At 66.5% G+C, this 21,604-nt stretch carries 24 protein-coding genes; 12 read left to right on the top strand and 12 right to left on the bottom strand.

The features are described 5' to 3' along the window. Positions 1-86 precede the first annotated feature (86 nt). Positions 87-1,103 carry an AraC family transcriptional regulator gene (locus ACWEFV_RS20510; protein WP_450071496.1) on the bottom strand — a complete coding sequence of 339 codons (1,017 nt, stop codon included), beginning with the start codon at positions 1,101-1,103 and terminating at the stop codon, positions 87-89. Positions 1,104-1,245: 142 nt separating this feature from the next. On the opposite strand from ACWEFV_RS20510, the gene ACWEFV_RS20515 reads away from it, so the two are divergent. After that, the gene (locus tag ACWEFV_RS20515; RefSeq protein ID WP_450071497.1) at positions 1,246-2,220 is read left to right on the top strand and encodes a quinone oxidoreductase family protein; all 975 of its coding nucleotides are present in this window, start codon (positions 1,246-1,248) and stop codon (positions 2,218-2,220) included. 3 nt (positions 2,221-2,223) lie between these two features. Here the strand turns inward: ACWEFV_RS20515 and ACWEFV_RS20520 are convergent, their stop codons facing one another. The 4 genes from ACWEFV_RS20520 to ACWEFV_RS20535 all read right to left on the bottom strand — a co-directional run bounded on the left by ACWEFV_RS20520 (position 2,224) and on the right by ACWEFV_RS20535 (position 5,075). After that, the gene (locus ACWEFV_RS20520; protein WP_135459491.1) at positions 2,224-3,042 is read right to left on the bottom strand and encodes a class I SAM-dependent methyltransferase; all 819 of its coding nucleotides are present in this window, start codon (positions 3,040-3,042) and stop codon (positions 2,224-2,226) included. 63 nt (positions 3,043-3,105) lie between these two features. After that, positions 3,106-4,122, bottom strand: coding sequence for an NAD-dependent epimerase/dehydratase family protein (locus ACWEFV_RS20525; protein WP_450071498.1), 1,017 nt, complete (start codon positions 4,120-4,122; stop codon positions 3,106-3,108). Then, entirely contained in the window at positions 4,119-4,628 is a 510-nt protein-coding gene (locus tag ACWEFV_RS20530) for a nuclear transport factor 2 family protein (RefSeq protein ID WP_450071499.1), read from the bottom strand. The genes ACWEFV_RS20525 and ACWEFV_RS20530 overlap by 4 nt, the downstream gene beginning before the upstream one ends. Positions 4,629-4,670: 42 nt before the next feature. Beyond that, complete coding sequence (locus ACWEFV_RS20535; protein WP_450071500.1) at positions 4,671-5,075, bottom strand: hypothetical protein; 405 nt, start codon at positions 5,073-5,075, stop codon at positions 4,671-4,673. Positions 5,076-5,110: 35 nt separating this feature from the next. On the opposite strand from ACWEFV_RS20535, the gene msrA reads away from it, so the two are divergent. Continuing rightward, on the top strand, positions 5,111-5,623 hold the full coding sequence (msrA, locus tag ACWEFV_RS20540) for a peptide-methionine (S)-S-oxide reductase MsrA (protein WP_450071501.1): 513 nt from the start codon (positions 5,111-5,113) through the stop codon (positions 5,621-5,623). A gap of 6 nt (positions 5,624-5,629) precedes the next feature. On the opposite strand, the gene ACWEFV_RS20545 is transcribed toward msrA, so the two are convergent. Beyond that, positions 5,630-6,991: a cytochrome P450 gene (locus ACWEFV_RS20545; protein WP_450071502.1), complete on the bottom strand. Its 1,362-nt coding sequence runs from the start codon at positions 6,989-6,991 to the stop codon at positions 5,630-5,632. Between the two features lie 92 nt (positions 6,992-7,083). Here ACWEFV_RS20545 and ACWEFV_RS20550 point away from each other — a divergent pair, with 92 nt between their 5' ends. Continuing rightward, entirely contained in the window at positions 7,084-7,695 is a 612-nt protein-coding gene (locus ACWEFV_RS20550; RefSeq protein ID WP_450071503.1) for a TetR/AcrR family transcriptional regulator, read from the top strand. Here the strand turns inward: ACWEFV_RS20550 and ACWEFV_RS20555 are convergent. Beyond that, entirely contained in the window at positions 7,682-8,251 is a 570-nt protein-coding gene (locus ACWEFV_RS20555) for a TetR/AcrR family transcriptional regulator (RefSeq protein ID WP_450071504.1), read from the bottom strand. The genes ACWEFV_RS20550 and ACWEFV_RS20555 overlap by 14 nt on opposite strands. Positions 8,252-8,305: 54 nt before the next feature. Here ACWEFV_RS20555 and ACWEFV_RS20560 point away from each other — a divergent pair, with 54 nt between their 5' ends. After that, positions 8,306-8,977 (top strand): class I SAM-dependent methyltransferase, encoded by a 672-nt coding sequence (locus ACWEFV_RS20560; protein ID WP_450071505.1) that lies wholly within the window; start codon positions 8,306-8,308, stop codon positions 8,975-8,977. Here ACWEFV_RS20560 and ACWEFV_RS20565 read toward each other — a convergent pair. The 4 genes from ACWEFV_RS20565 to ACWEFV_RS20580 all read right to left on the bottom strand — a co-directional run bounded on the left by ACWEFV_RS20565 (position 8,974) and on the right by ACWEFV_RS20580 (position 12,630). Beyond that, entirely contained in the window at positions 8,974-10,032 is a 1,059-nt protein-coding gene (locus ACWEFV_RS20565; protein WP_450071506.1) for a prenyltransferase, read from the bottom strand. The genes ACWEFV_RS20560 and ACWEFV_RS20565 overlap by 4 nt on opposite strands. A 33-nt stretch (positions 10,033-10,065) precedes the next feature. Continuing rightward, positions 10,066-10,803 (bottom strand): class I SAM-dependent methyltransferase, encoded by a 738-nt coding sequence (locus ACWEFV_RS20570; RefSeq protein ID WP_450071507.1) that lies wholly within the window; start codon positions 10,801-10,803, stop codon positions 10,066-10,068. After that, entirely contained in the window at positions 10,797-12,044 is a 1,248-nt protein-coding gene (locus ACWEFV_RS20575) for a glycosyltransferase family 4 protein (RefSeq protein ID WP_450071508.1), read from the bottom strand. The genes ACWEFV_RS20570 and ACWEFV_RS20575 overlap by 7 nt, the downstream gene beginning before the upstream one ends. Positions 12,045-12,174: 130 nt before the next feature. Continuing rightward, positions 12,175-12,630: a PPOX class F420-dependent oxidoreductase gene (locus ACWEFV_RS20580; protein ID WP_135459501.1), complete on the bottom strand. Its 456-nt coding sequence runs from the start codon at positions 12,628-12,630 to the stop codon at positions 12,175-12,177. Positions 12,631-12,811: 181 nt separating this feature from the next. Between ACWEFV_RS20580 and ACWEFV_RS20585 the strand changes: the two genes are divergently transcribed. The 7 genes from ACWEFV_RS20585 to ACWEFV_RS20615 all read left to right on the top strand — a co-directional run bounded on the left by ACWEFV_RS20585 (position 12,812) and on the right by ACWEFV_RS20615 (position 18,309). Further along, on the top strand, positions 12,812-13,090 hold the full coding sequence (locus ACWEFV_RS20585; protein ID WP_450071591.1) for a hypothetical protein: 279 nt from the start codon (positions 12,812-12,814) through the stop codon (positions 13,088-13,090). A gap of 36 nt (positions 13,091-13,126) precedes the next feature. Continuing rightward, entirely contained in the window at positions 13,127-13,921 is a 795-nt protein-coding gene (locus ACWEFV_RS20590; RefSeq protein ID WP_450071509.1) for a DUF427 domain-containing protein, read from the top strand. A gap of 76 nt (positions 13,922-13,997) precedes the next feature. Then, positions 13,998-15,827, top strand: a complete 1,830-nt coding sequence (locus tag ACWEFV_RS20595) for a hypothetical protein (protein ID WP_450071510.1) — start codon at positions 13,998-14,000, stop codon at positions 15,825-15,827. Then, positions 15,824-16,009, top strand: a complete 186-nt coding sequence (locus ACWEFV_RS20600; RefSeq protein ID WP_135459504.1) for a hypothetical protein — start codon at positions 15,824-15,826, stop codon at positions 16,007-16,009. The genes ACWEFV_RS20595 and ACWEFV_RS20600 overlap by 4 nt, the downstream gene beginning before the upstream one ends. Then, positions 16,006-16,446: a hypothetical protein gene (locus ACWEFV_RS20605; RefSeq protein WP_450071511.1), complete on the top strand. Its 441-nt coding sequence runs from the start codon at positions 16,006-16,008 to the stop codon at positions 16,444-16,446. The genes ACWEFV_RS20600 and ACWEFV_RS20605 overlap by 4 nt, the downstream gene beginning before the upstream one ends. Next, entirely contained in the window at positions 16,443-17,729 is a 1,287-nt protein-coding gene (locus ACWEFV_RS20610) for a hypothetical protein (protein ID WP_450071512.1), read from the top strand. Before ACWEFV_RS20605 ends, ACWEFV_RS20610 begins: the two co-directional genes overlap by 4 nt. A gap of 10 nt (positions 17,730-17,739) precedes the next feature. Further along, the gene (locus ACWEFV_RS20615) at positions 17,740-18,309 is read left to right on the top strand and encodes an isochorismatase family protein (protein ID WP_286175213.1); all 570 of its coding nucleotides are present in this window, start codon (positions 17,740-17,742) and stop codon (positions 18,307-18,309) included. On the opposite strand, the gene ACWEFV_RS20620 is transcribed toward ACWEFV_RS20615, so the two are convergent. Beyond that, positions 18,302-19,117, bottom strand: coding sequence for an enoyl-CoA hydratase/isomerase family protein (locus ACWEFV_RS20620; protein ID WP_450071513.1), 816 nt, complete (start codon positions 19,115-19,117; stop codon positions 18,302-18,304). The two genes, ACWEFV_RS20615 and ACWEFV_RS20620, sit on opposite strands and share 8 nt — an antisense overlap. A 70-nt stretch (positions 19,118-19,187) precedes the next feature. On the opposite strand from ACWEFV_RS20620, the gene glgX reads away from it, so the two are divergent. Continuing rightward, positions 19,188-21,305 (top strand): glycogen debranching protein GlgX, encoded by a 2,118-nt coding sequence (gene glgX, locus ACWEFV_RS20625; protein WP_450071592.1) that lies wholly within the window; start codon positions 19,188-19,190, stop codon positions 21,303-21,305. The last annotated feature ends 299 nt before the right edge of the window (positions 21,306-21,604 follow it).

The following is a 21,604-nucleotide window of genomic DNA, read 5'->3' on the forward strand; positions in this document are numbered from 1 at the left end:
ATGCCGCTCGGCGGCCGGCGCCGACCTATGGGCCGATCGCTCGCTCCAACCTCAGTTCCCAGCAAACTCGATGAACCCCACCAACGTCACTTCAGGGCGGCCCGCTGTTGCCGCCAGGTACGCGGCGCGACGCCGAAGCGCTGCCGGAACCAGCGGGTGAAGTTCCCCGGCGTGGAGAACATGAGCATGACCGAGATGTCGGTGAGCGAGTTGTTGGGATTGGTCAGGAGGTGTTTGACGAGGTCAACGCGGGTGGTATCGAGCAGCTCGGTGAATGTCGTTCCGGCGCTTTGGAGTTGACGATGCAGGGTTCGGCGGTTGGTACCGAGGCTTCGTGCGACGTGGTCGATCGAGCACCGTCCTGCAGGCAACAGCAACTCGATGACTTCACGTGTGCGAGAGACGATGACCGCGTCCGTCGGGTCACTCCTCGGATTGAGGAGTTGCTGGGCGTAGGGCAGAAACTTCGGATCCGCCAGGACGTTCCTGGTGTCGAGGTCGGCCGAACGCAGGACGATGCCGTTGAAATCGCAGTCGAAGCTCACATTGTCGCCGAGCATTCGGCGATGCCGCCCCGTGTCCGACGGCCGGGGATGGCTGAAGCAGGTGGCCACCGGGCGCCAGTGATCTCCCGCGAGATCCGTCAGTATCCCGACCAAAGATCCGGCAACCAATTCGATGGATTGCCTTGGCGGCCTTCCGGTCCCGACGTTCAGCTCAAGGCGGATCGTGGTGACCTCGTCGGCCTCGATCACTCGAATCTGGAGGGCTTCGTTGTACATGTGGTTGTACCGGATGAGGGTCTGCATCGCGTCGCGCAGAAGCGGTTCGTCCCTGATCACCAGGCTCAGTGGTCCGAGATTGGCCAGGTGCCGGTTCTCAGCCAGACGCAATCCGACGTCGTCGCTCTCCGAAGATGCCGCTACATCTTCGAGCACATCGGCGACCGCCCTGGCCGAGACCCACCGGTCCGGCTGACTCATGCCCATCGGATCGAGCCCGGATCGCGCGAACAGCTCTTCGACATCCACCCCGATCTCGCCGGCGAGGTCCAGGAACCCATTGAACGCGGCGTACCGCGCGAGGGGCTCACGATTCTCCATGCCGACGACTCCAAATGATCAGAAAGATGTCTCTTGGGGATAAGTATTACCACCCACCCCCGGTCTATCGTCAAAGCTGGATCGGCACCTGGCAGCCGGCGATGAGCGCGGGAAGGACGCGGCGGCGGAAGGGTTCTAGCTGGTGGCGTACGGTGTGCGATTCACTGAGACGGGTGGCCCAGAGGTGCTGCGCTGGGAAAATGTCGCTGTCGGCGACCCCGGTCCCGGACAGGTACAGATTCGTCACGTGACGGTCGGTCTGAACTTCGCGGATACCTATTTCCGGACCGGCCTGTACCCGGCAGCACTCCCATCAGGCATCGGAGTCGAGGCCGCTGGTGTTGTCGAAGCCGTAGGCGCAGGCGTCCAAGATGTCGTCCCCGGCGACCGAGTCACCTACACCGGAAGCCCGTTGGGCGCCTACAGCACCGAACGCGTGATGCCCGCTGAGCATCTGATCGCCCTACCCGATGACGTCGATTTCGACACCGCCGCGGCATCGACGATGCGCGGATTGACCGCCGCGTACCTCCTGAGACGCATCTATCCGCTTCGGTCCGGCGACACCGTTCTGCTCCATGCCGCGGCCGGCGGTGTCGGGCTGTTGTTCTGCCAGTGGGCACATCTGTTGGGTATCAAGGTGATTGGCAGTGTGTCTTCGGACGAGAAGGCATCCGTGGCCCGGGCGCACGGCTGCGACGAGGTGATCGTGCACACCCGGGAGAACCTTGTCGATCGGGTACGCGAGCTGACCGACGGGCGCGGCGTACCCGTCGTCTATGACAGCGTCGGCGCCGCCACTTTCGACAGTTCCATCGACTGTCTCGCGCGGCGGGGCCTCCTCGTCTGCTTCGGCACCGCGTCGGGTCCGATTCCGCCGATCGACGCAATGCAGTTGGCCGCCAAGGGATCACTGTTCGTCACCCGCCCCGCCCTGGCCGACTACATCGCCGACCCCGCCGAACGTGAAGAGCTTGCCGGAGAGTTCTTCGGGCATGTCGCCAGTGGCCGGATCGCGGTCAAGATCAACCAGCGATATCCCCTCAGCGAGGCCGCGCACGCACACCGCGAACTCGAATCGGGCCGCAGCATCGGATCGTCGGTTCTGGTTCCCTGACGCTCAGAATGCGTAGCGGTGATACTGCGCCATGTACCGCAGCACCGGCACCGGCCTCATGATGGCCAGCATCATCCGGTAGTACCAGGGCAGTGTGTTGAACACCTTGTCTTCGAAGGGCGAGGTCCAGGCCAACAGCCGGGTGCCCGGTACCGCGCGCAAGATGTCCTCCGGCTTGTCGACGGCCCAATGCAGCTTGGCTCCGGATCGGCGCACCACGGTGTTGCTCCACTGCGATTTGATGCCGAAGGTGTTGAACGCATCGAATTGCAGTTCCCCGGAAGGGAACCCGTCGACGATGCGCCGCAGCAGCGCCACCCCGTCGTGTTCGGTGAGGTACATCGTCAGCCCCTCACCGATCATCAGGGTCGGCCGGTCGGCCGGGATGTCGCGCAGCCAGGCCGGGTCGGTCACCGAGGCGGCCACCACGTGATAGTGCTCGGCCGACGGGTAGAGCTGCTCGCGCAGGTGCGCGACTTCGGGGTAGTCGATGTCGTACCACTCGACACCGGGTCCCGGCTGCAGCCGGAAGAACCGGCCGTCCAGGCCGCAGCCCAGATGCAGCACGACGGCCTCGGGGTGCACGGCCAGGAACTGGCGGGTCCAGCGGTCGAAGTGCGCGCTGCGAGTCGTCACCGACGGTGACGTCGCCTCGGTGATCGAGGTGCGGCTCCAGTCGTAGTCGATGCGGTCGGCGATCTCTTTCGCCATCCGATCGCCCAGGATCGGGTTGGGCATGCCGGCGTCGAGCGCCTTGGCGTAGAACGTCGCCAACATGGTCTGGGGTGCCCCGGACAGGTCGACTTTCAGCTTGTCGGTCATATTCGCCAGGTTAGGCCGCAATACGCTTGCCGCCCAGTGGCTTAACACCCTTCGGCGTGGTGTTCAGCTGCCGTTGCGCGCGCGTTTGGCGGCGCGCAGGCCCACCCAGAACTTCGCAGCCTCGGCGATCGATTCCTCGACAGGCCTTGGCTGCCAACCGAGTTCACGTACCGCCTTGGAGTGATCGAGCTCGGCTTCGGCCCGCATGAGTCGCAGGGATTCCAGTGACAAACGCTCATCGGTGCCACGCAGCTTGCCCTTGATAGTGCCCGCCGCGGCCAGCGCATAGGACACCGGCAGCGGAATCGACCGCTGCGGCGGCGCGACACCGGCGGCCTCGGCGGCCAGGCGCGCCACGTCGGCGTTGCTGATCATCTTCTCCGAGATCAGGTAACGCTCTCCCGGGGTGCCCCGGTCGGCGGCCAGGAGCATGGCCTTGGCCGCATCGTCGATACCGACGGCTTCCAGGTCGATTCCGCTCATCACGAACGGCAGCTTGCCGAACGCGGCGCCGGCGATGATCGCGCCGTGCGGGGTCCGGCCCCAGTCGCCGCTGCCGTAGGTGGTCGACACGCACATCGCGACGGCAGGCACACCACGCTCACGCGCGTATTGCAGCACCAGATCTTCGGCCTGCACCCGCGAGCGCACGTAGGGCGTCACCTTCGACACGTCGACGATGTCGGCTTCGGTGGAGCGCTTGCCGCGCTTGCGTCCGACGGTGACGTAGCTGCTGGTGTAGACGAACTTGCGCAGCTCAGGGAACTCGGCAGCCACGTCGAGCACATTGCGGGTGCCCTCGACGTTGGTACGGAACAGCGGTGCCGGGTCGCGCAACCAACCACGGGCGTCGACGACGCAGTGGTAGACGACGTCGCAACCGGCCATCGCCTCGCGCAGGGCCTCGGTGTCGAAGACATCGCCGAGCACTCGCTTGACCGGCAGGTCATCGATCCCGATGGTGCTGGCGTTCGGCCGCACCATCGCCCGGATCTCGGACCCGTCATCAGCAGCGACCAGTTGCCGCAGCACATGCGAGCCCAGGAATCCGTTGGCCCCGATGACCAGTTTGGCGCTCACTGCGACCCGCCCCCGAACTTCTTGAGCCACGCCTCGGCCTCGTCGGTAAGGGTGCCGAGTTCGGCGGCCTTGCGGCACCACTTGCGGGCCGCGGAGGCGAACCGCAGGGGGTTGTAGACGTCTTCCTGACGGGACCACAGGCCGTCGCCGGCGTAGGTCAGGATCGAGATGTTGGTGGCGGTGATGATGGTGCCGTCACCCGGGTCACGCATGGGGTTGTCCAGTTCGCAGATGATGCGTCCGGTGGGCTCGTCGATCACCGACCACAGCGACGGGAACGACGTCATGTAGCTGCCGGGGAAGGTGGTCATGGTCTTCCAGATCCACGGCCGCACCTGCTCGCGGCCCTTCATTGTGCCCACGGCGTGCTCGATGTAGTCGACGTCGACGGTGTAATGGTCGGCCCACACATCCCAGTTCTTGGTCTGCGCGGCCCGGTCGACGGTCTGCTCGAACGTTTCGAAGGCAGCGGCGAGTTCCTCGCGGCTGAAAGGGCTGCTCGTCACCCCAAAACTAGAACACGTTCTACCGGTCTTTGTCGAGACCTGTCACTGCACTGCCAGCACCCGCCGGGAACCCAGCGGGGCCTGCAGGGCGACCTCCGCGGTGCCACGCACCGCTAGGGCGATACACATGCGGCCGACGGACTCCGGTGGCGTTCCGCCGCGAAGCTCGATCGTGACCGTGTCGGCGGTCTCCTGCGTGACCAGGTGGACTCCGAAGCAATCCGGGGTACCGGCGGTGAAGTTGACCGACAGGCGGTCCTGGTCGCGGCTGAAGGATTCGATCGAAGTCAGGTGGGGATCAACGATCGCGGGGTTGTCGGTGAACAGGGTGCGCGCGGGATCGGGTGGCACCTCAGGCACCGCGACCTGAGCCGGTTCGGCCGCCGCGGTGGGGCATCCGGCCAGCAGGAGTAAACCGGCGAGCGCGGCGGTTGCAACTACACGCATGACCACCACGGTAATCACGGAGCACAATGGGGCACATGGGTAACTATTCGACAGCGATCCTGGCGGGCGGCTGCTTCTGGGGCATGCAGGACCTCATCCGCAAGCAGCCCGGCGTGATCTCCACCCGGGTGGGTTACACCGGTGGCCGCAACGACCACCCGACGTACCGCAATCATCCGGGCCACGCGGAGGCCGTCGAGATCGTCTACGACCCGACGCAGACCGACTTCCGTGCGCTGCTGGAGTTCTTCTTCCAGATCCACGATCCGTCCACCAAGGACCGGCAGGGCAATGACGCCGGCACCAGCTACCGGTCGGCGATCTTCTACCTCGATGACGAGCAGAAGCGCGTCGCGCTGGACACCATCGCCGATGTGGACGCGTCGGGACTGTGGCCGGGAAAGGTGGTCACCGAGGTGACCGCGGCGAGCGATTTTTGGGAGGCCGAGCCCGAGCACCAGGACTACCTGGTGCATTACCCGAACGGGTACACCTGCCACTTCCCGCGCGCGGGCTGGAAGCTGCCCAAGCGGCAGACCGCCGGCTAGGGACGGTCAGGCCCCCAGCGGCGTGGCACGGCGGCGCACCACGATGCGCCCGCCCGCCGCGGGGGTGTAGGCCACCCCGCGGGAGTGCACCTTCTCGCCCGGCGCGGTGGTGGTCTCGATGACGAAGTGGCGCAGCACCGTTCGCAGCACCACATCCATCTCTACGTTGGCGAACACCGCCCCGACGCAGCGCCGGGTGCCGCCGCCGTACGGCAGCCAGCCCAGGCCCGGCCGTTTGCCCACGAATCGCTGCGGGTCGAACCGGTCCGGATCGGTGAACTCCTTTTCGGCCTCCTGGATCTGCGAGATGGCCACAATGATCGAGTGCCCACGCGGAATCTCCCACTCCCCCAGCCTGATTGACGGTGCGTAGACGCGACGGCCGGCAAAGTCGATGACGGTCCGGTTGCGCTGCACCTCCAGGATGGTGGCTTGACGGTATTCGTTGTTGTCGGTGGCAGCCTCGGCCACCAGGTCGGACAGCACCTGTGGATGACGGCTGATCCGCTCGAAGGCCCAGCCCAGGGTCGAGGCCGTGGTCTCGTGGCCGGCGGCCAGCAGGGTCAGCAGCTCGTCACCGATGTCCTTGCGGGACATGGCCGATCCGTCCTCGTACGTGCTGCGCAACAGCAGCGCCAGGATGTCGTCGCGCTGGTCGAAGTCGGGGTCGGCTTCGACCCGGTCGATCAGCCGGTCGATGACGGCGTCGTAGCGTCGACGGTACGAGGCGAGCCGGCCCCACGGGCTGAACCGGCCGTAGGTCCGCTTCGGGGTCGGCACTACCACCAGCCGCGAGCCCAGGGTGACCCAGGGCGGGATGATGCGGCGCAACTCGTCGAGTTGTTCGCCATCGGCGCCGAACACCGCGCGCAGGATCGCGTTGAGCGTGATCCGCATCATCGGTTCGAGCGTCTCGAACTGCTGCCCCTCGGGCCAGTTCGCCGTTTCCCGCAGCGTCTCCTCTTCGAAGATCTGCTCATAGTTCCTGATGCTCTTGCCGTGGAACGGCGGGGTGAGCAGCTTGCGACGGCGACGGTGATCGGTGCCGTCGAGGGCGAACACCGATCCGGAGCCGAGGATTCGGCTCAGGTTGGGCTGGATGTTGCCGACGTCGTCGGTGTTGGCGGCGAAGAGCTGCTTGGCCAGCTGGGCATCGGCGATCATCACGGTGGGACCGAAGATCGGGAGCTTGAGGCTGAACACGTCGCCCTGCCGGCGGGCGACCTGCTTGACCACCCAGCGTCTGGCCAGTGCGAAGCCGATGGCCTGCAAGGGCTTCGGAACGCGCGCGGGTGGCGGTACCCGGCCCGGCGCGGCGCTCCCGGTGGGGTCGTCGGTGGCCTTCTCAGCAGCTACGAGCTCGGTCATACCATCTCCAGCAAGTACTGGTACCGCGCGGTACCATCGGTTATGGGGTACGGTACCCCCAGGTACCAGGCAACGCAAGGGGGTCAGCCACGATGACCGCACTCAGCCATGCCGAATCCCCTGCCGACACCTACCGGCTCCGACTGCTCGACGGGCTCGCTGCGGCGATCAACGACAAGGGCTATCGCGAGACCACGGTGGCCGACATCGTCCGCCACGCCCGTACCTCCAAGCGCACGTTCTACGACCAGTTCGGGACCAAGGAGGACGGCTTTCTCGAGCTGTTGCGCGCCAACAATGCCGTCCTTGTCCACGGCATCCAGGCCGCCGTCGACCCCGAGGCAACCTGGCCCGATCAGATCGGACAGGCCGTCGGCGCCTATGTCGACCACATCGCATCCGCCCCGGCGATCACGCTGAGCTGGATCCGCGAACTGCCCGCGCTGGGCAGCAGGGCCCGCCCGCTGCAGCGCGAAGCCCTGCGGGATCTGACCGATCTGCTGATCGAACTGAGCGGCAGCGCCGGCTTCCGGCGCGCCGGACTGCCCCGGCTCACCGAGCCGATGGCCATCATCCTGCTGGGCGGCCTTCGCGAATTGACCGCGCTGATCGTCGAGGACGGCGGCGATATCCACGACATCTACGGTCCCGCCGTGGCCGCGTCGATGGCCATCCTGGGCGGGACAACCGTCAGCGCAGGATGAGCCGGGCCGACTTCTCCAGTCGCCGAGCGATATCCGGATATTTCTGATAGCCCATACCGGCGCGCACCAGCGCACCGGAGTACAACATCTCCAGCGATTCGATGACATCGGCGTCCACATCGGGCCCGAGCGCGGCGGCCAGCCGGCCGCGGATGTCGCTGCCGATGCGCTGTCGCAGCGCCTCGACATCCGGATCCTTGCCGAGCAGCGCGTTGGTCACCGCACCGGCGAATTCGGGTTCATCGGCCACCAGAGATGCGATGTGCTGCAACACCTCGACCACCCGGGTAGCCGGGTCGGCCGACTCGTGAGCGGCCGGCGGCGCAGCCGAGAGCCGGCGCCAGAACACCTCGGCCACGAGGTGTTCCTTGGAGGAGAAGTAGGTGTAGGCCGTCGCCGCCCCGACCCCGGCCTCGGCAGCCACACGGCGCACGGTCAGCCCGGCGAATCCGTCCCGGATGATCAACTGCAACGCGGCCTGCCCCAGGCGTTCCACAGTGTCGGCCTGCCGGGCACTCAGGCGGCGACGCGTCGACTCCAGAGCGGCATCAGACACGTGTCCGGACGCTACTACAACAACCATTCGCCAGCAACGGTAGGTTGTGCATTCATGAGCACCGCTGACACCGCCCTGCCGCCCCGCGCCGAGCGCCTGTTCGCCCTCGCCGAGCAGGTCACCGGCTTCATGCCGGCCGATGAGGGCCGCGCCCTCTATGACGCGGGCGTGCGTTACCTCAACGGCGGGGTCGGGGTCGAGATCGGCACCTACTGCGGCAAGTCGACGGTGATGTTGGGCGCGGCCGCACAGGAGACGGACTCAGTGCTGTACACCGTCGACCATCACCACGGCTCGGAGGAGCATCAGGTCGGCTGGGAGTACCACGACACCACCATGGTCGATCCGGTGACCGGACTGTTCGACACCCTGCCCACGATGCGCCACACGCTGGACGCCGCCGGCCTGGACGAGCATGTGGTGGCCGTGGTCGGAAAGTCACCCGTAGTGGCCCGTGGATGGCGAATGCCGTTGCGGCTGTTGTTCATCGACGGCGGCCATACCGAGGAGGCCGCGCAGCGGGACTTCGACGGCTGGGCCCGCTGGGTCGAGGTGGGCGGTGCGCTGATCATCCACGACGTGTTCCCCGATCCCGATGACGGCGGCCAGGCGCCGTTCCACATCTACCAGCGCGCTCTGGCGACCGGCGCCTTCGACGAGGTCGCCGCGATGGGTTCGATGCGGGTGCTCCAGCGGACCTCCGGCGAGCCAGGGCAGCTGGACTAGCGGTCGCCGGCGTTGCGGCCCGCCACACATTCGCAGTCGTACTCGCCCTCCAGGCCGCGCGGCAGTCCAACGCCTCGGAAGATGCCGCTGGCCGCGGTAGTCGAGGACAACGCGTCGGCGGCCAGGATCATGGCGGCGCCGGTCCAGGTGGTGCGTTCCTCGGGCCAGCGTTTGCCGTCGGCGAAAACCAGTCCGGTCCAATAGGATCCGTCGTCCTCGCGCAGGTGCTGCATGGCCGCGAACTGCTCGCGGGCCCGTCGGGTGTCACCGATCGTGTCCAGGGCCATCACCAGCTCGCAGGTCTCCGCGCCGGTAACCCAGGGCCGGTGGTCCACGCACCGGATGCCCAGCCCGGGCACCACGAAGTCGTCCCAACGGTCGTCGATCCGGGCTTGCGCGGCCGCCCCGCGCAGGGCGCCGCCGAGCACCGGGTAGTACCACTCCATCGCGTGGGTGTCCTTGGCGGAGAATGCCTCCGGGTGAGCGGCGATCGCGTGGCCGAGACGCCCGACAGCGACCTCCCATTCCGGCTGGGGGTCGTCGAGGTAGTCGGCGAGCGCAAGTCCGCACCGGATGCTGTGGTACACGCTGGCGCAGCCGGTCAGCAGCGCCTCTTCAACCGGGCCGGACGGGCTTGCTGCCCAGTAGATCTCACCGCCGGCGGCCTGCAGGCCCAGTACGAAGTCGAGAGCCTGGGTCACCACCGGCCACATCAACTCGGCGAAGGCCCGGTCCCCGGTGATCAGCACGTGGTGCCAGACGCCGGTGGCCACGTAGGCGCAGAAGTTGCTGTCACTGTTGGCATCCTCGATGACACCGTTGCGCAGCTGGATCGGCCAGGACCCGTCGGCGCGCTGCACGGTGCGGCACCAGTCGAATGCCGCGCGGGCCGGTTCGATCAGCCCGGCCACGGTCAACGCCATGGCGTTTTCCACGTGATCCCACGGGTCGGTGTGGCCGCCGTCGAACCACGGCAACGCCCCCGAGGATTCCTGGGTCGCGGCAATCGATCGCGCTGTCTGCAGGCAGTCGTCCGGCGTCAAAACTCCGGGCACACCGGGGATCTCAGGCACTAGCACCGCCCGGGCCTACCCGTTCGTTTCCGGCGCGCGGAATTCCGGCTTGCGGAAGTAGAGCGCGACGCTCTTGCCGATCACCGGGTTCAGCAGCGACTCGGTGGTGCGGGTGAGCCAGGGCCGTCCCATCATGTCCCACACCAGCAGCTGGTGATAGGCCTTGACCGCGAAGTGGTCGTTCTTCTCGGTGCCGACAAGACATTTGAGCCACCAGTACGGCGAGTGCAGCGCATGCTCGTGGTGCGTATGCGTGAGCCTGAGCCCGTGCGCCAGGACCTTGTCGCGCAGCTCGTCGGCTTTGTAGATGCGGATGTGTCCGCCCTCGTTGGCGTGGTACTCGTCCGACAGCAGCCAGCACACCTTCTCCGGAAGCCAGCGAGGCACCGTGATGGCCAGCGCGCCACCGGGTTTGAGGACACGCACCAACTCGGCGATGGCCCGGTCGTCCTCCGGCACGTGCTCCAGGATCTCCGAGGCGATCACGCAGTCGAAGCTGGCGTCGGGATACGGAAGGTCGAGCGCGTCACCCTTGACGGCCTCGCCCTTGGCCGACAGCGGAACCTCGCCCGCTTCCCGCATGGCCTGCAGCATCGTGTCGACATCGTTGAGATCGGACGCACTCTGGTCGAAGCCGACGACGTTCGCTCCGCGCCGGTAGGCCTCGAACGTGTGCCGGCCCGCGCCGCAGCCGACGTCGATCACCGTGGTGCCCGGTCCGACACCGAGACGGTCGAAATCGACGGTCAGCATGACGCCCCCTTCTTCCCTACCCGCTCACGGGCCATCTCGTACACCGATACCGTCTGCGCGGCAACCGATTCCCAACTGAACACGTCGAGCGCCCGCTGCCGCCCGGCGGCGCCGAGCTTGCGGCGCTCCGACGGGGAGTCGAGCAGTTCGCCGAGCACCGCGGTCAACTCGTCGACGTCGGCCGGGCGCACCAACCGGGCGCAGGCGCCGTCGTCACCGACCACCTCGGGCAGTGCTCCCGCGCGACTCGCCACGATCGGGGTGCCACTGGCCATGGCTTCCACGGCCGGCAGTGAGAACCCCTCGTACAGCGACGGGATGCACGCCACCTCGGCGGAGGCCAGCAGCGCGGCGAGTTCCTCGTCGCTCAGCCCGCTGGAGCTGTGCACGATATCGGAAATGCCAAGCTCGGCAATGAGTTTCTCGGTCGGCCCGTTCGGCTCGAGCTTGGACACCAACTGCACGTCGAGGTCACGTGCCACCCGCAGCCGGGCCACTGCATGGAGCAGATGGCTGACGCCCTTGAGCGGAACGTCGGCACTGGCGATCGCGATGATGCGTCCGCTCACCCGGTGCTCGGCGGGCTTGAACAGTTCGGTGTCCACGCCCAGCGGCACGATGTGCAGCTGATCCGGTGTCACCCCGAAGTCCTCGGCGATGTCGGCGGCCGAGGACGACGACACGGTGAGCAGCTCGGGGATCTTGCGAGCCACCTTCTTCTGCATCTCGGCGAACCCGTACCAGCGCCGCACCAGCGGCTTGCGCCACCACGTGGCAGCGGCGATCTCGACCACCCGGTCGCGGGTGATCGGGTGGTGCACGGTGGCCACGACCGGCAGGCCGAGGCGGGCGATCTTCAACAGCGCCGAGCCCAGGCTCTGGTTGTCGTGGACCACGTCGAACTCGTCGCGGCGGTCGGCCAGGATCCGGGCCACGCGCATCGTGAACGTCCGGGGCTCCGGGAACCCGGCGCTCCACATCGTGGCCAGTTCCAGGGCGTCGATGCCGTCGCGGATCTCGCTGGGCTTGGGCACGCGGAACGGGTCCGGCTCACGGTAGAGGTCCAGGCTCGGAACCTTGGTCAGCTTGACCCGCGGGTCCAGGCCTTCGGGATACGGCTGGCCGGAGAACACCTCGACGTCGTGGCCCAGTTCAGCGAGCCCGCGGCTCAGATAGCGCACGTAGACACCCTGGCCACCGCAATGAGTCTTGCTCCGATAGGACAGCAACGCGATACGCATAATCAGATCACCCGACGGCCGGAATCGTGCTGAGCTGGGAATACACGCTCACGCGTCGACTCCGAACCCTCTGGACATGTGTCCAGACTATAGTTTGACCTGCTAGCCAACGCAACGCGTCGGCCGGCGGCTAAGCCGGAGGGAAGCCCCCGGTGGCAACGGGACCCCAACGCACCGGCGTGATCCGGATCAGGCACTTGCCCTGATCCACCATCGCCTGCCGGTACTCATCCCAATCGGGGTGTTCACCGGCGACCGCGCGGAAGTAATCGACCAGCGGCTCCACCGCGTCGGGCAGTCCGATCACCTCGGCGTCGCCGTCGACTTGCACATACGCGCCGTTGAACTCCTCGGACAGCACCGTCACGCTGGCCCGGGGCGTGCGCCGGAGGTTGACGGCCTTCGCCCGCTGCGGATAGCTGGCGATCACGATGCGACCCCGCTCGTCCACCCCGCCCGTCACCGGTGAGGTCTGCAGCGAGCCGTCGGCGCGGAACGTGGTGAGCACCATGTGATGTCTCGGGCGCACGAAGTCCAGGAGTTCGTCGATACCCACGGTCTCGGCGGTCGCGTATTTCCGGGCCATGCCTCGACATTAGTAGCCGCAGGGCCGCCAATTTCGCTGTCTTCACCCAGATCCGGTCATTGAGTCGATCAATTTCTGCCAGCGGAACTAAAGCTTCTGAGCTGCCGGTTCTACCGGACATACCGCAGCATGTCGAAATGCCGCGAACCAGAACAGGACGGACGCTCCAGTGCGAAACACGATCGGAAAGTCACGAATCATCGCCGCCGCCGTCGGTGGTCTGGCGGCCGTGGTCATCGGATCGGCCGGCATCGCCGCGGCCGCACCCAGTGGCCCCAGCAATGCCGAGAAGACGATCAGACAACTTCAGTCCCAGGGCTACACCGTGATCGTCAACCGCCTGGGATCGTCACCGCTGGATCAGGCTTCCGTCGTCGCCGTACGGCCCGGGCCGAACTTCAGCCGCACCGACACGCTGAGCGCCGTCACCACACGCACGGTGTACGTCGACGTCAAGTAGCAGACAGGCACTGCCATCGGAGTCGATAATGACCGGATGGCAGTGAAAATGGAGGATCTGCTGGGCAGCAAGCTGGATGCCCTGCGATACCAGCCCACTGCCAAACGAATTCGGATCTGTCTGGGCGGCGAGCCGGTCGCCGACACCGGTGAGGCGGTCCTGATCTGGGAGCCGCGGCGGGTGGTCCCGACGTATGCGGTGCCGCGTTCGGCACTGACGGCACAACTGGTTCCGGCCGGCGGGGATGTGGGTGACGACGAGATCCCCGGGTTCCTGGACCCATCGGTGCCGTTCACCGCGCACACGTGTCCGGGGACGGCTTTCGACGTCATCGCCGGTGACGAAACCGGCGCCGCCGCGGCGTTCCGGCCAGACGATCCGGAGTTGGCCGACTACCTGATCCTGGACTTCGCGACCTTCGAATGGCGCGAGGAAGACGAGCCGATCGTCGCGCACCCGCACGATCCGTTCCACCGGATCGACATCCGGCGCAGCCGACGGCACATCCGCATCGAGCTCGACGGGCAGGTGCTGGCCGAATCCTCCAGTCCCATGCTGTTATTCGAGACCGGCCTGCCCACCCGCCACTATCTTCCGCGCGCAGATCTGACCGCTGTTCTCGACGTGAGCAACACCGTCACGTACTGCGCGTACAAGGGACGGGCCACCTACTATTCACTGCCCGGTGGTCCTGCCGATCTGGCCTGGTCCTATCACGAGCCGTTGATCGACGCGGTGCAGGTCCGCGACCACATCTGCTTCTTCGACGAGCGGGTCGACGTGTTCGTCGACGGTGAGCGCATGGATCGTCCCGTCACCCCCTGGTCCTGACGGAAGCCCTGTTTGGGGCCGCCCGGTTCTGGCAACATCTGTCTCCGACAGCACTGTCAGTTGACCGGAGGTCATGATGGGCTCATCGGATGTCACGATCACCGCGGCCGCCGGGACTGAAGGCGGTGGCGCCGCGCTCGATCAGGTGATCGGCATGTCGGTGGTCGCCCTGATCGTCACCGTCGCACTCCTGTGGATCGGGTACCTGCACCGCAACCGGCGCATCACCTGGCTGAACAACTTCGCCGAATGGCTGGGCCGCAAGTTCCACCGGCCACCGTGGGTCGCGTTGCAGGTGTTCCTGTTCACCGCGACCATCATCTGCGCTCTGTTCGGTTTCATCTGGGACGTCAGCCTGCACATCGGCAAGGGACGTGACGCCGGACCGCTGGCCAACCCCGCGCACTACTTCATCCTGATCGGGCTGTTCCTGCTTTTCATCGCCGGCTCGATGGCCATCGTGCTGCCCTACGACAAGCCCGGCCCGGCCGCCATCCGGATCACGCGCACCTGGTACGCCCCTGTCGGCGGAGTCCTGATGGCGCTGTGCGGGCTGTACGCCCTCATCGGGTTCCCCCTCGACGACATCTGGCACCGCATCTTCGGCCAGGACGTCACCCTCTGGGGCCCAACCCATTTGATGCTGATCGGCGGTGCGGGGTTGTCACTGATCGCCGTGCTGCTGCTGGAGCACGAGGGCCGGGTCGCGATGGGCCCGGACAGCGTAGGTGAGGACAGCAAGTTCAACAAGTTCCTCTACTTCCTGTCGTTCGGCGGCCTGTTCATCGGGCTCTCGGTGTTCCAGATCGAATACGACTTCGGTGTGGAGCAGTTCCGGCTGGTGCTGCAGCCGATGATGATCGCGGGTGCGGCGGCGCTGGCCGCGGTCGCGGCGCGGCTGGTACTCGGCCCGGGCGCGGCCTTGATCGCCGCCGGGTTCGCGATAGCCCTGCGCGGGGCCGTGGCCTTCATCGTCGGCCCGGTACTCGGTGCACCGACGAGCTGGTTCGCGCTCTACCTCGGCCCGGCACTGGTGGTCGAACTCATCGCACTGACCCCGCTTGTCAAGCGGCCCATCCTTTTTGGCGCGGTGGCCGGTCTCGGCGTGGCGACCGTCGGACTGTGGCTGGAATCGTTGTGGATCGGTGCGGTCTATCACTACCCGTGGCCGACGAGCATGTGGGGTGAGGCGCTGGCCATGGCGATCCCGGTGGCCGTCGCGATGGGCCTGTGCGGCGCGCTGCTGGCGCTGGTGCTCACCGGTCAGCCGCTCCCCCGGCCCGCGGTGGGCATCTCCATCGTGGTGGCAACCGTGCTGGTGATCGGCGGTGCGGTGGCCAACGGGCTGCGCACCGAGGTTCCGCAAAATGCCAGCGCCACCATCACTTTGACGGATCTCCCGGCTCACGACGGACAGCGCATGACCTCGGCGGACGTGCAGATCACCCCGGCCGGCCTGGTCAGCGACAACCCGGAGTGGGTGTCGGTCCTGGCGTGGCAGGGCGGTCTGGCCAACGATCGCGGTCTGGTGGTCAACCCGTTGGAGAAGGTCGGTCCGGGTCACTACCGGTCGACGCAGCCCATCCCGGTGTCCGGAAAATGGAAGACCCTGCTGCGCGTGCAGGACGGGACCACCATGGCCGGCGTGCCGATCTTCCTGCCCGCCGATCCGGGTATCGGTGCCAGCGAGACGCCGGCACTGACGACGAGCACCCGTGAGTTCGTGCAGGAGATCACGATCCTGCAGCGCGAACGCAACCTCAACCACCCGTCCTGGCTGTACAACGTGGCTTCGCTGGTGGTCCTGGTGTGCACGCTGATCCTGATCGCGGGGTTGACCTGGGGTGCCGGGCGGATCAATGCCAGGGAGCTGGCCGCGGGACGTGAACCCGCCGGGCTCCCATGACGTATCTGATCCAGTACCAGGCCGACCACACGTTGCTGCTGGCATTGCCGGCCTTCGCTCCGGCACTCGTCGTGGTGGGCGTCGTGGTGTACGTCGCCATGCGGGACCGCCGGCAGAATGCGGGCAGCGAATCTCCTCGAGATGAATCGGTGGACTCCTCAGGCGAAGATGGTTCACCGTGATCAACCTCAAAAGCAGTGTCATCGTCCTGGCGTCCGCCCTCGCCCTGGTGACGGCCGGTTGCGGCGGCTCCGACGAGACTCAGAAGACCGACGGCTCAGCCGGTTCGGCCACTCCCACGGCCACCACGGTCAATCCGTCGGACATGACCAACCAGCAGCAAGCGCCCACCCGGCTGCTGATCGACGTCACCATCAAGGGCGGCGAGGTCACCCCGACCAACCAGCCGCTGCAGGGCAAGGTCGGCCAGCCCATCGTGGTGCGGGTGAACAGCGATGCCGCCGATGAGCTGCATGTGCACTCCAATCCCGAGCACAGCTTCAAGATCGAGCCGCGTAACGGCCAGCAGTTCCAGTTCACCGTCGATGTACCCGGCACCGTCGACATCGAGTTGCATCAGCTGAACCGCACGATCGCCAGCGTGCAAGTGCAGCAGTGACGCCCCGGTCGACCGCGGTACTGGCTCATGGTCTGGGCGGTTCGACCGATCTTCCGATCCCCTACACCTACGCGCTGATCGGCGCGGCGTGGACGCTGACGTTCACCTTCGCGGTGGTGGCACTGGCCTGGCGACGGCCCAGATTCGATCCGGACAAGCCGGGCCTGCCACTGCCGTCCTGGGTGACGACGGCCGTCGACTCCACCGTGACGCGCTGGGTGGTGGGCCTGCTCTCACTCGCCCTCACCGGGTGGGTGGCCTACACCGCAGTCACCCGGCCGGTGGGCGCCAATCCGCTGCCGGGTGTCTTCTATGTCCTGCTGTGGGTGGGACTCGTCGCTGCCTCGCTGTTGTTGGGCCCGGTGTGGCGGCTGATCTCTCCTGTCCGCGCGCTGTACCGGTTCCTGCCCGAGGCGGCCCCGTGGCGCTATCCCGAGCGGCTGGGTTACTGGCCGGCCGCCGCGGGGCTGTTCGCCTTCGTGTGGTTGGAACTGGCCAGCCCGGACTCGGGATCGGTTGCGGCCATTCGTAACTGGCTGTTGGTCTACCTGGCGGTGACTCTGGCCGGCGCATTGTGCTGCGGGCAGCGCTGGCTGGAAAGTGCCGACCCGTTCGAGGTGTACAGCACGGTTGCTTCGAGACTGTCGCCGTTGCGCCGCCATGACGGTCGGATCGTGCTCGGCAATCCGTTCGATCACCTGCCCTCGATGCCGGTGCGACCTGGGCTCGTCGCCGTGCTGGCGGTCCTGTTGGGATCCACGGCGTTCGACAGCTTCTCGGCCATGCCTCAGTGGCGCAACTTCGTCGACGCGCACGCCGGATCCCCGCTGGGCTCTAGCCTGATCCGCACCGCGGGTCTACTGGTGTTCGCCACCACGGTGGCCGTCACATTCTGGGCCGCCACCCGCACCACCGGCGGGGTCGATCGCCGGCTGCGCCGCGAATTGCCCGGGCTGATGGCGCATTCGCTGATCCCCATCGTCATCGGCTACGTGTTCGCGCACTACCTGTCCTATCTGGTGGAGCGCGGCCAGCAGACGGTGATCCTGCTGTTCGGACTGCAGGATGTGCGGGTCAGCTACTTCTTGTCCGTGCACCCAACGCTTTTGGCCAGTCTGAAGGTCGGATTCGTGCTGGCCGGTCACGTGGCCGGCGTGATCGCGGCACACGACCGGGCACTGCTCCTGCTGCCGAAACAACACCAGCTCACCGGCCAGCTCGCGACGATGCTGGTGATGGTCGGCTACACCTTCACCGGGTTGTACCTGCTGTTCGGCGGGTAGCGTCGGGATCATGCAGATGTCCAAGCAGACTCGGGCACTCATCGTCGTCGATGTACAGAGCGACTTCTGTGAAGGCGGCTCGCTGGCGGTCGCCGGTGGGGCTGCGGTGGCGCGCGACGTCACCGCTCTGTTGGCCACCGATCACGGGTACGACCACGTGGTGGCCACCAAGGACTTCCACATCGACCCGGGTGGGCATTTCTCCGACACCCCCGACTACAAGACGTCGTGGCCGCGGCACTGCGTGGCCGATACGCCGGGGGCGGCATTCCATCCCGAATTCGATCCGGCTGCGATCGAGGCGGTGTTCAAGAAGGGCCACCACTCGGCGGCCTACAGCGGATTCGAGGGCGTCGACGACTCCGGGACGACGCTTGCGGACTGGCTGCGCCGGCGGGGCGTCGAGGCTGTGGACGTGGTGGGCATCGCCACCGACTACTGTGTCGCGGCCACCGCTGCTGACGCGGTCAAGGCCGGGCTGCGCACGCGCGTGCTGACCGGCCTGACCGCCGGCGTCGCACCTGAGAGCTCCACTGCGGCAATCGATGAACTTCGCAGCGCCGGAGTGGAAATCAGCTAGTCGGGTCGACGGGCCGGCCTGTCCAGCGCGGCTCCCGACGCTCGACGTAGGCACGCACCCCTTCGCGTGCATCGTCGTGCGCCATCAAGCGCAGGTGGATCTCGGTCTCCCGGGCGCCGACACCGGCCCGGTCGAGGTCATACGAATCCCACAGCAGCCGCTTGCTGGCCGCGACCGACATCGGCGCGGTGTTGACCGCGATGTCGTGCGCGAGTTCCAGTGCGGCGGGCAGCACCTGGTCGGCCGGCAGCACCCGGCTGCCCAGGCCGAGTTCGACGGCGCGGTGCCCGTCGAATGTGGCTCCGGTCAACAGGATCTCCGCGGCGTTGGCGAGACCCACCAGCCGGGGCAGGATCCAGTGCGAGTACGCGTCGCCGACCATGCCGCGCCGGGCCTGCACCACGCCGTAACGCGCACCCGCGGCGAAAAGCCGGATGTCGCACTGCAATGCGAGAGTCAGGCCGATGCCGATGGCGTGTCCGTTGACCGCGGCGATCACCGGCTTGCCGAGAGTCCACGCCGGCACGGACAGGCCCGCGGCGCTGAATTCCTTGCCGGGCTCGGTGAAGGTCTGCTCCCCCGCGCCCAGGTCTGCGCCCGCGCAGAACGCGGGCGGGGCACCGGTCAGCACGATCACCCGGATCGCGTCGTCGGCGTCGCACCGCAGGTAGGCATCGGCCAGTTCCTCGCGCATCCCACCACCGAAGGCATTGCGTTGCTGCGGGCGGTCCAACGTGATGATGGCAACGGACTTGTCGACTGTGACGCGCAGGGTCCGGTACTCCGGCAGCTCAGAGCGTGTGGTCACAGCTGGTAACGTACCGCCGCCCGTTCGCCCGGCCGCAGCCCCCTGAGCGCCGTATGGTCGATTTGTGACCTTGGAAACGTGGCGGGGCAAGGCCTACCCGCTCGGTGCCACCTACGACGGCTCGGGCACCAACTTCGCGTTGTTCAGTGAGGTCGCCGACCGGGTCGAGCTGTGCCTGTTCGATCCGGACGAATCCGGGGCACTGCAGGAGACCCGGGTGACGCTGCCCGAGGTCGACGGATTCGTCTGGCACGGTTTCATTCCCGGAATCGAGCCCGGCCAGCGCTACGGCTACCGGGTGCACGGCCCCTACGACCCGGCGTCCGGTCAGCGCTGCAACCCGAACAAGCTCGTGCTGGACCCGTACGCCAAGGCCATCGAAGGTACCTTCGACTGGGGTCAGCCGCTGTTCTCCTACGACTTCGCCGATCCGGACAGCCGCAACGACGACGATTCGGCGGCCGGCATGCCGAAGGCCGTGGTGATCAACCCGTACTTCGACTGGGGCGTCGACCACCCGCCCAGTCACGAGTACGCCGACACCGTGATCTACGAGGCCCACGTCAAGGGACTGACCCAGACCCACCCGGACATCCCCGAGCAGTTGCGCGGAACCTACGCCGGCGTCGCCCACCCGGTGATCATCGACCATCTGAAAGCGCTGCGGGTCAACGCCATCGAGCTGATGCCGGTGCACCATTTCGTGGATGACTCCACGCTCGTCGAGAAGGGCTTGTCGAACTACTGGGGCTACAACACGATCGGGTTCCTGGCACCCGATCCCCGCTACAGTTCGGCCGGCACCCCTGGCGGTCACGTCCAGGAATTCAAGGCCATGGTGCGCGAACTGCACGCCAACGACATCGAGGTGATCCTCGACGTCGTCTACAACCACACAGCCGAGGGCAACCACCTGGGGCCGACGCTGTCGATGCGCGGTATCGACAACGCGGCCTACTACCGGCTGGTCGACGACGACTTGCAGTACTACATGGACTACACCGGCACCGGCAACAGTCTCAACGTCGGCCATCCCCATTCACTACAACTGATCATGGACTCGTTGCGGTACTGGGTCACCGAGATGCATGTCGACGGGTTCCGCTTCGACCTGGCCGCCACGCTGGCCCGCGAGTTCTACGACGTCGACCGGCTGAGCGCGTTTTTCGAACTGGTGCAACAGGATCCGATCGTGAGCCAGGTCAAGCTGATCGCCGAGCCGTGGGACGTCGGGCCCGGTGGCTACCAGGTGGGCAACTTCCCGCCGCAGTGGACCGAGTGGAACGGCAAGTTCCGCGACACCGTGCGCGACTACTGGCGCGGCGAGCCGGCCACCCTCGACGAGTTCGCCTATCGGCTGACCGGCTCGGCCGATCTGTATGAGCAGACCGGCCGTCGCCCGTTCGCCTCGATCAACTTCGTCACCGCCCATGACGGCTTCACGCTCCGTGACCTGGTGTCCTACAACGAAAAACACAATCAGGCCAACGGCGAGGACAACCACGACGGGGAGAGCAACAACAAGTCGTGGAACTGCGGCGCCGAAGGTCCATCGGACGATCCGGCGATCAACACGCTGCGCGCCCGCCAGCAGCGCAACTTCCTGGCCACTCTGCTGCTCTCCCAAGGCGTTCCGATGCTCTCGCACGGCGATGAGCTGGGACGCACGCAGCGCGGCAACAACAACGTGTACTGCCAGGACAATGACATCTCCTGGATCGACTGGGCCACCGCAGATTCCGATCTGCTCGAGTTCACCCGCTCGGTATCGGCGCTGCGCGCGGCACACCCGGTGTTCCGGCGTCGCAGGTTCTTCGACGGCCGGCCGGTACGTGAGGCGGGCACAGACGGATCGCCCGACATCGCCTGGTTCGCACCCGACGGCTCCGACATGACGGCCGAGGACTGGGAGACCGGGTACGCCAAGTCGGTGGCCGTGTATTTGAACGGACAGGGCATCGCCGATCCCGATGTCCGAGGCCAGCGCGTGGTGGACGACTCGTTCCTGCTGTGCTTCAACGCGCACTACGAACCGATCGAGTTTGTTTTACCACCGGCACAATTCGGCGCCCGATGGGTTCCGGCAATCAGCACTTCGGCAAACTCCACACGCGGTGCGGCAGCTGCCGGTGACGCGGTGAATGTGGACGCCCGCGCCGTCCTGGTGCTGCAATCAGAATCAGATTGAGCGTCAATTCAAAGAGTTGCTCATCGGTCGGATGTCCCTGCCCTAACCAGGAAGTCTGGTACCTTGAGCATGTAGCAGCCGTGGCCGCCTAAGTAGACATTGAGCGCTTTTTTCGATGTCCCCGGCCGGGCGGGCTGGGGGGTACGAGCCGAAGAGCGGCGGCAACTACCCTGCGGCCACGGCTGCGGCATCTGAACGGCTTTGCCGCCGTACCTCCAACCTCAACCACGTTGATTCATTCAGCGCGCGTGGGGCCGTCACTCTCCTGCAATACCTCTGTCACAGAGGTATTGTCGGAA

The sequence above is a fragment of the Mycobacterium sp. NPDC004974 genome (assembly GCF_053600815.1).

Bases quoted from the DNA above. Each gene is read 5' to 3' on its own strand.
- ACWEFV_RS20600 (WP_135459504.1), top strand. From the start codon at position 15,824: ATGACGTATCTGATCCAGTACCAGGCCGACCACACGTTGCTGCTGGCA.
- ACWEFV_RS20510 (WP_450071496.1), bottom strand. From the start codon at position 1,103: ATGGAGAATCGTGAGCCCCTCGCGCGGTACGCCGCGTTCAATGGGTTC.
- ACWEFV_RS20560 (WP_450071505.1), top strand. From the start codon at position 8,306: ATGAGCACCGCTGACACCGCCCTGCCGCCCCGCGCCGAGCGCCTGTTC.
- ACWEFV_RS20595 (WP_450071510.1), top strand. From the start codon at position 13,998: ATGGGCTCATCGGATGTCACGATCACCGCGGCCGCCGGGACTGAAGGC.
- msrA (WP_450071501.1), top strand. From the start codon at position 5,111: ATGGGTAACTATTCGACAGCGATCCTGGCGGGCGGCTGCTTCTGGGGC.
- ACWEFV_RS20590 (WP_450071509.1), top strand. From the start codon at position 13,127: ATGGCAGTGAAAATGGAGGATCTGCTGGGCAGCAAGCTGGATGCCCTG.
- ACWEFV_RS20545 (WP_450071502.1), bottom strand. From the start codon at position 6,991: ATGACCGAGCTCGTAGCTGCTGAGAAGGCCACCGACGACCCCACCGGG.
- ACWEFV_RS20580 (WP_135459501.1), bottom strand. From the start codon at position 12,630: ATGGCCCGGAAATACGCGACCGCCGAGACCGTGGGTATCGACGAACTC.
- ACWEFV_RS20550 (WP_450071503.1), top strand. From the start codon at position 7,084: ATGACCGCACTCAGCCATGCCGAATCCCCTGCCGACACCTACCGGCTC.
- ACWEFV_RS20575 (WP_450071508.1), bottom strand. From the start codon at position 12,044: ATGCGTATCGCGTTGCTGTCCTATCGGAGCAAGACTCATTGCGGTGGC.
- ACWEFV_RS20535 (WP_450071500.1), bottom strand. From the start codon at position 5,075: ATGCGTGTAGTTGCAACCGCCGCGCTCGCCGGTTTACTCCTGCTGGCC.
- ACWEFV_RS20570 (WP_450071507.1), bottom strand. From the start codon at position 10,803: ATGCTGACCGTCGATTTCGACCGTCTCGGTGTCGGACCGGGCACCACG.
- ACWEFV_RS20615 (WP_286175213.1), top strand. From the start codon at position 17,740: ATGCAGATGTCCAAGCAGACTCGGGCACTCATCGTCGTCGATGTACAG.
- ACWEFV_RS20520 (WP_135459491.1), bottom strand. From the start codon at position 3,042: ATGACCGACAAGCTGAAAGTCGACCTGTCCGGGGCACCCCAGACCATG.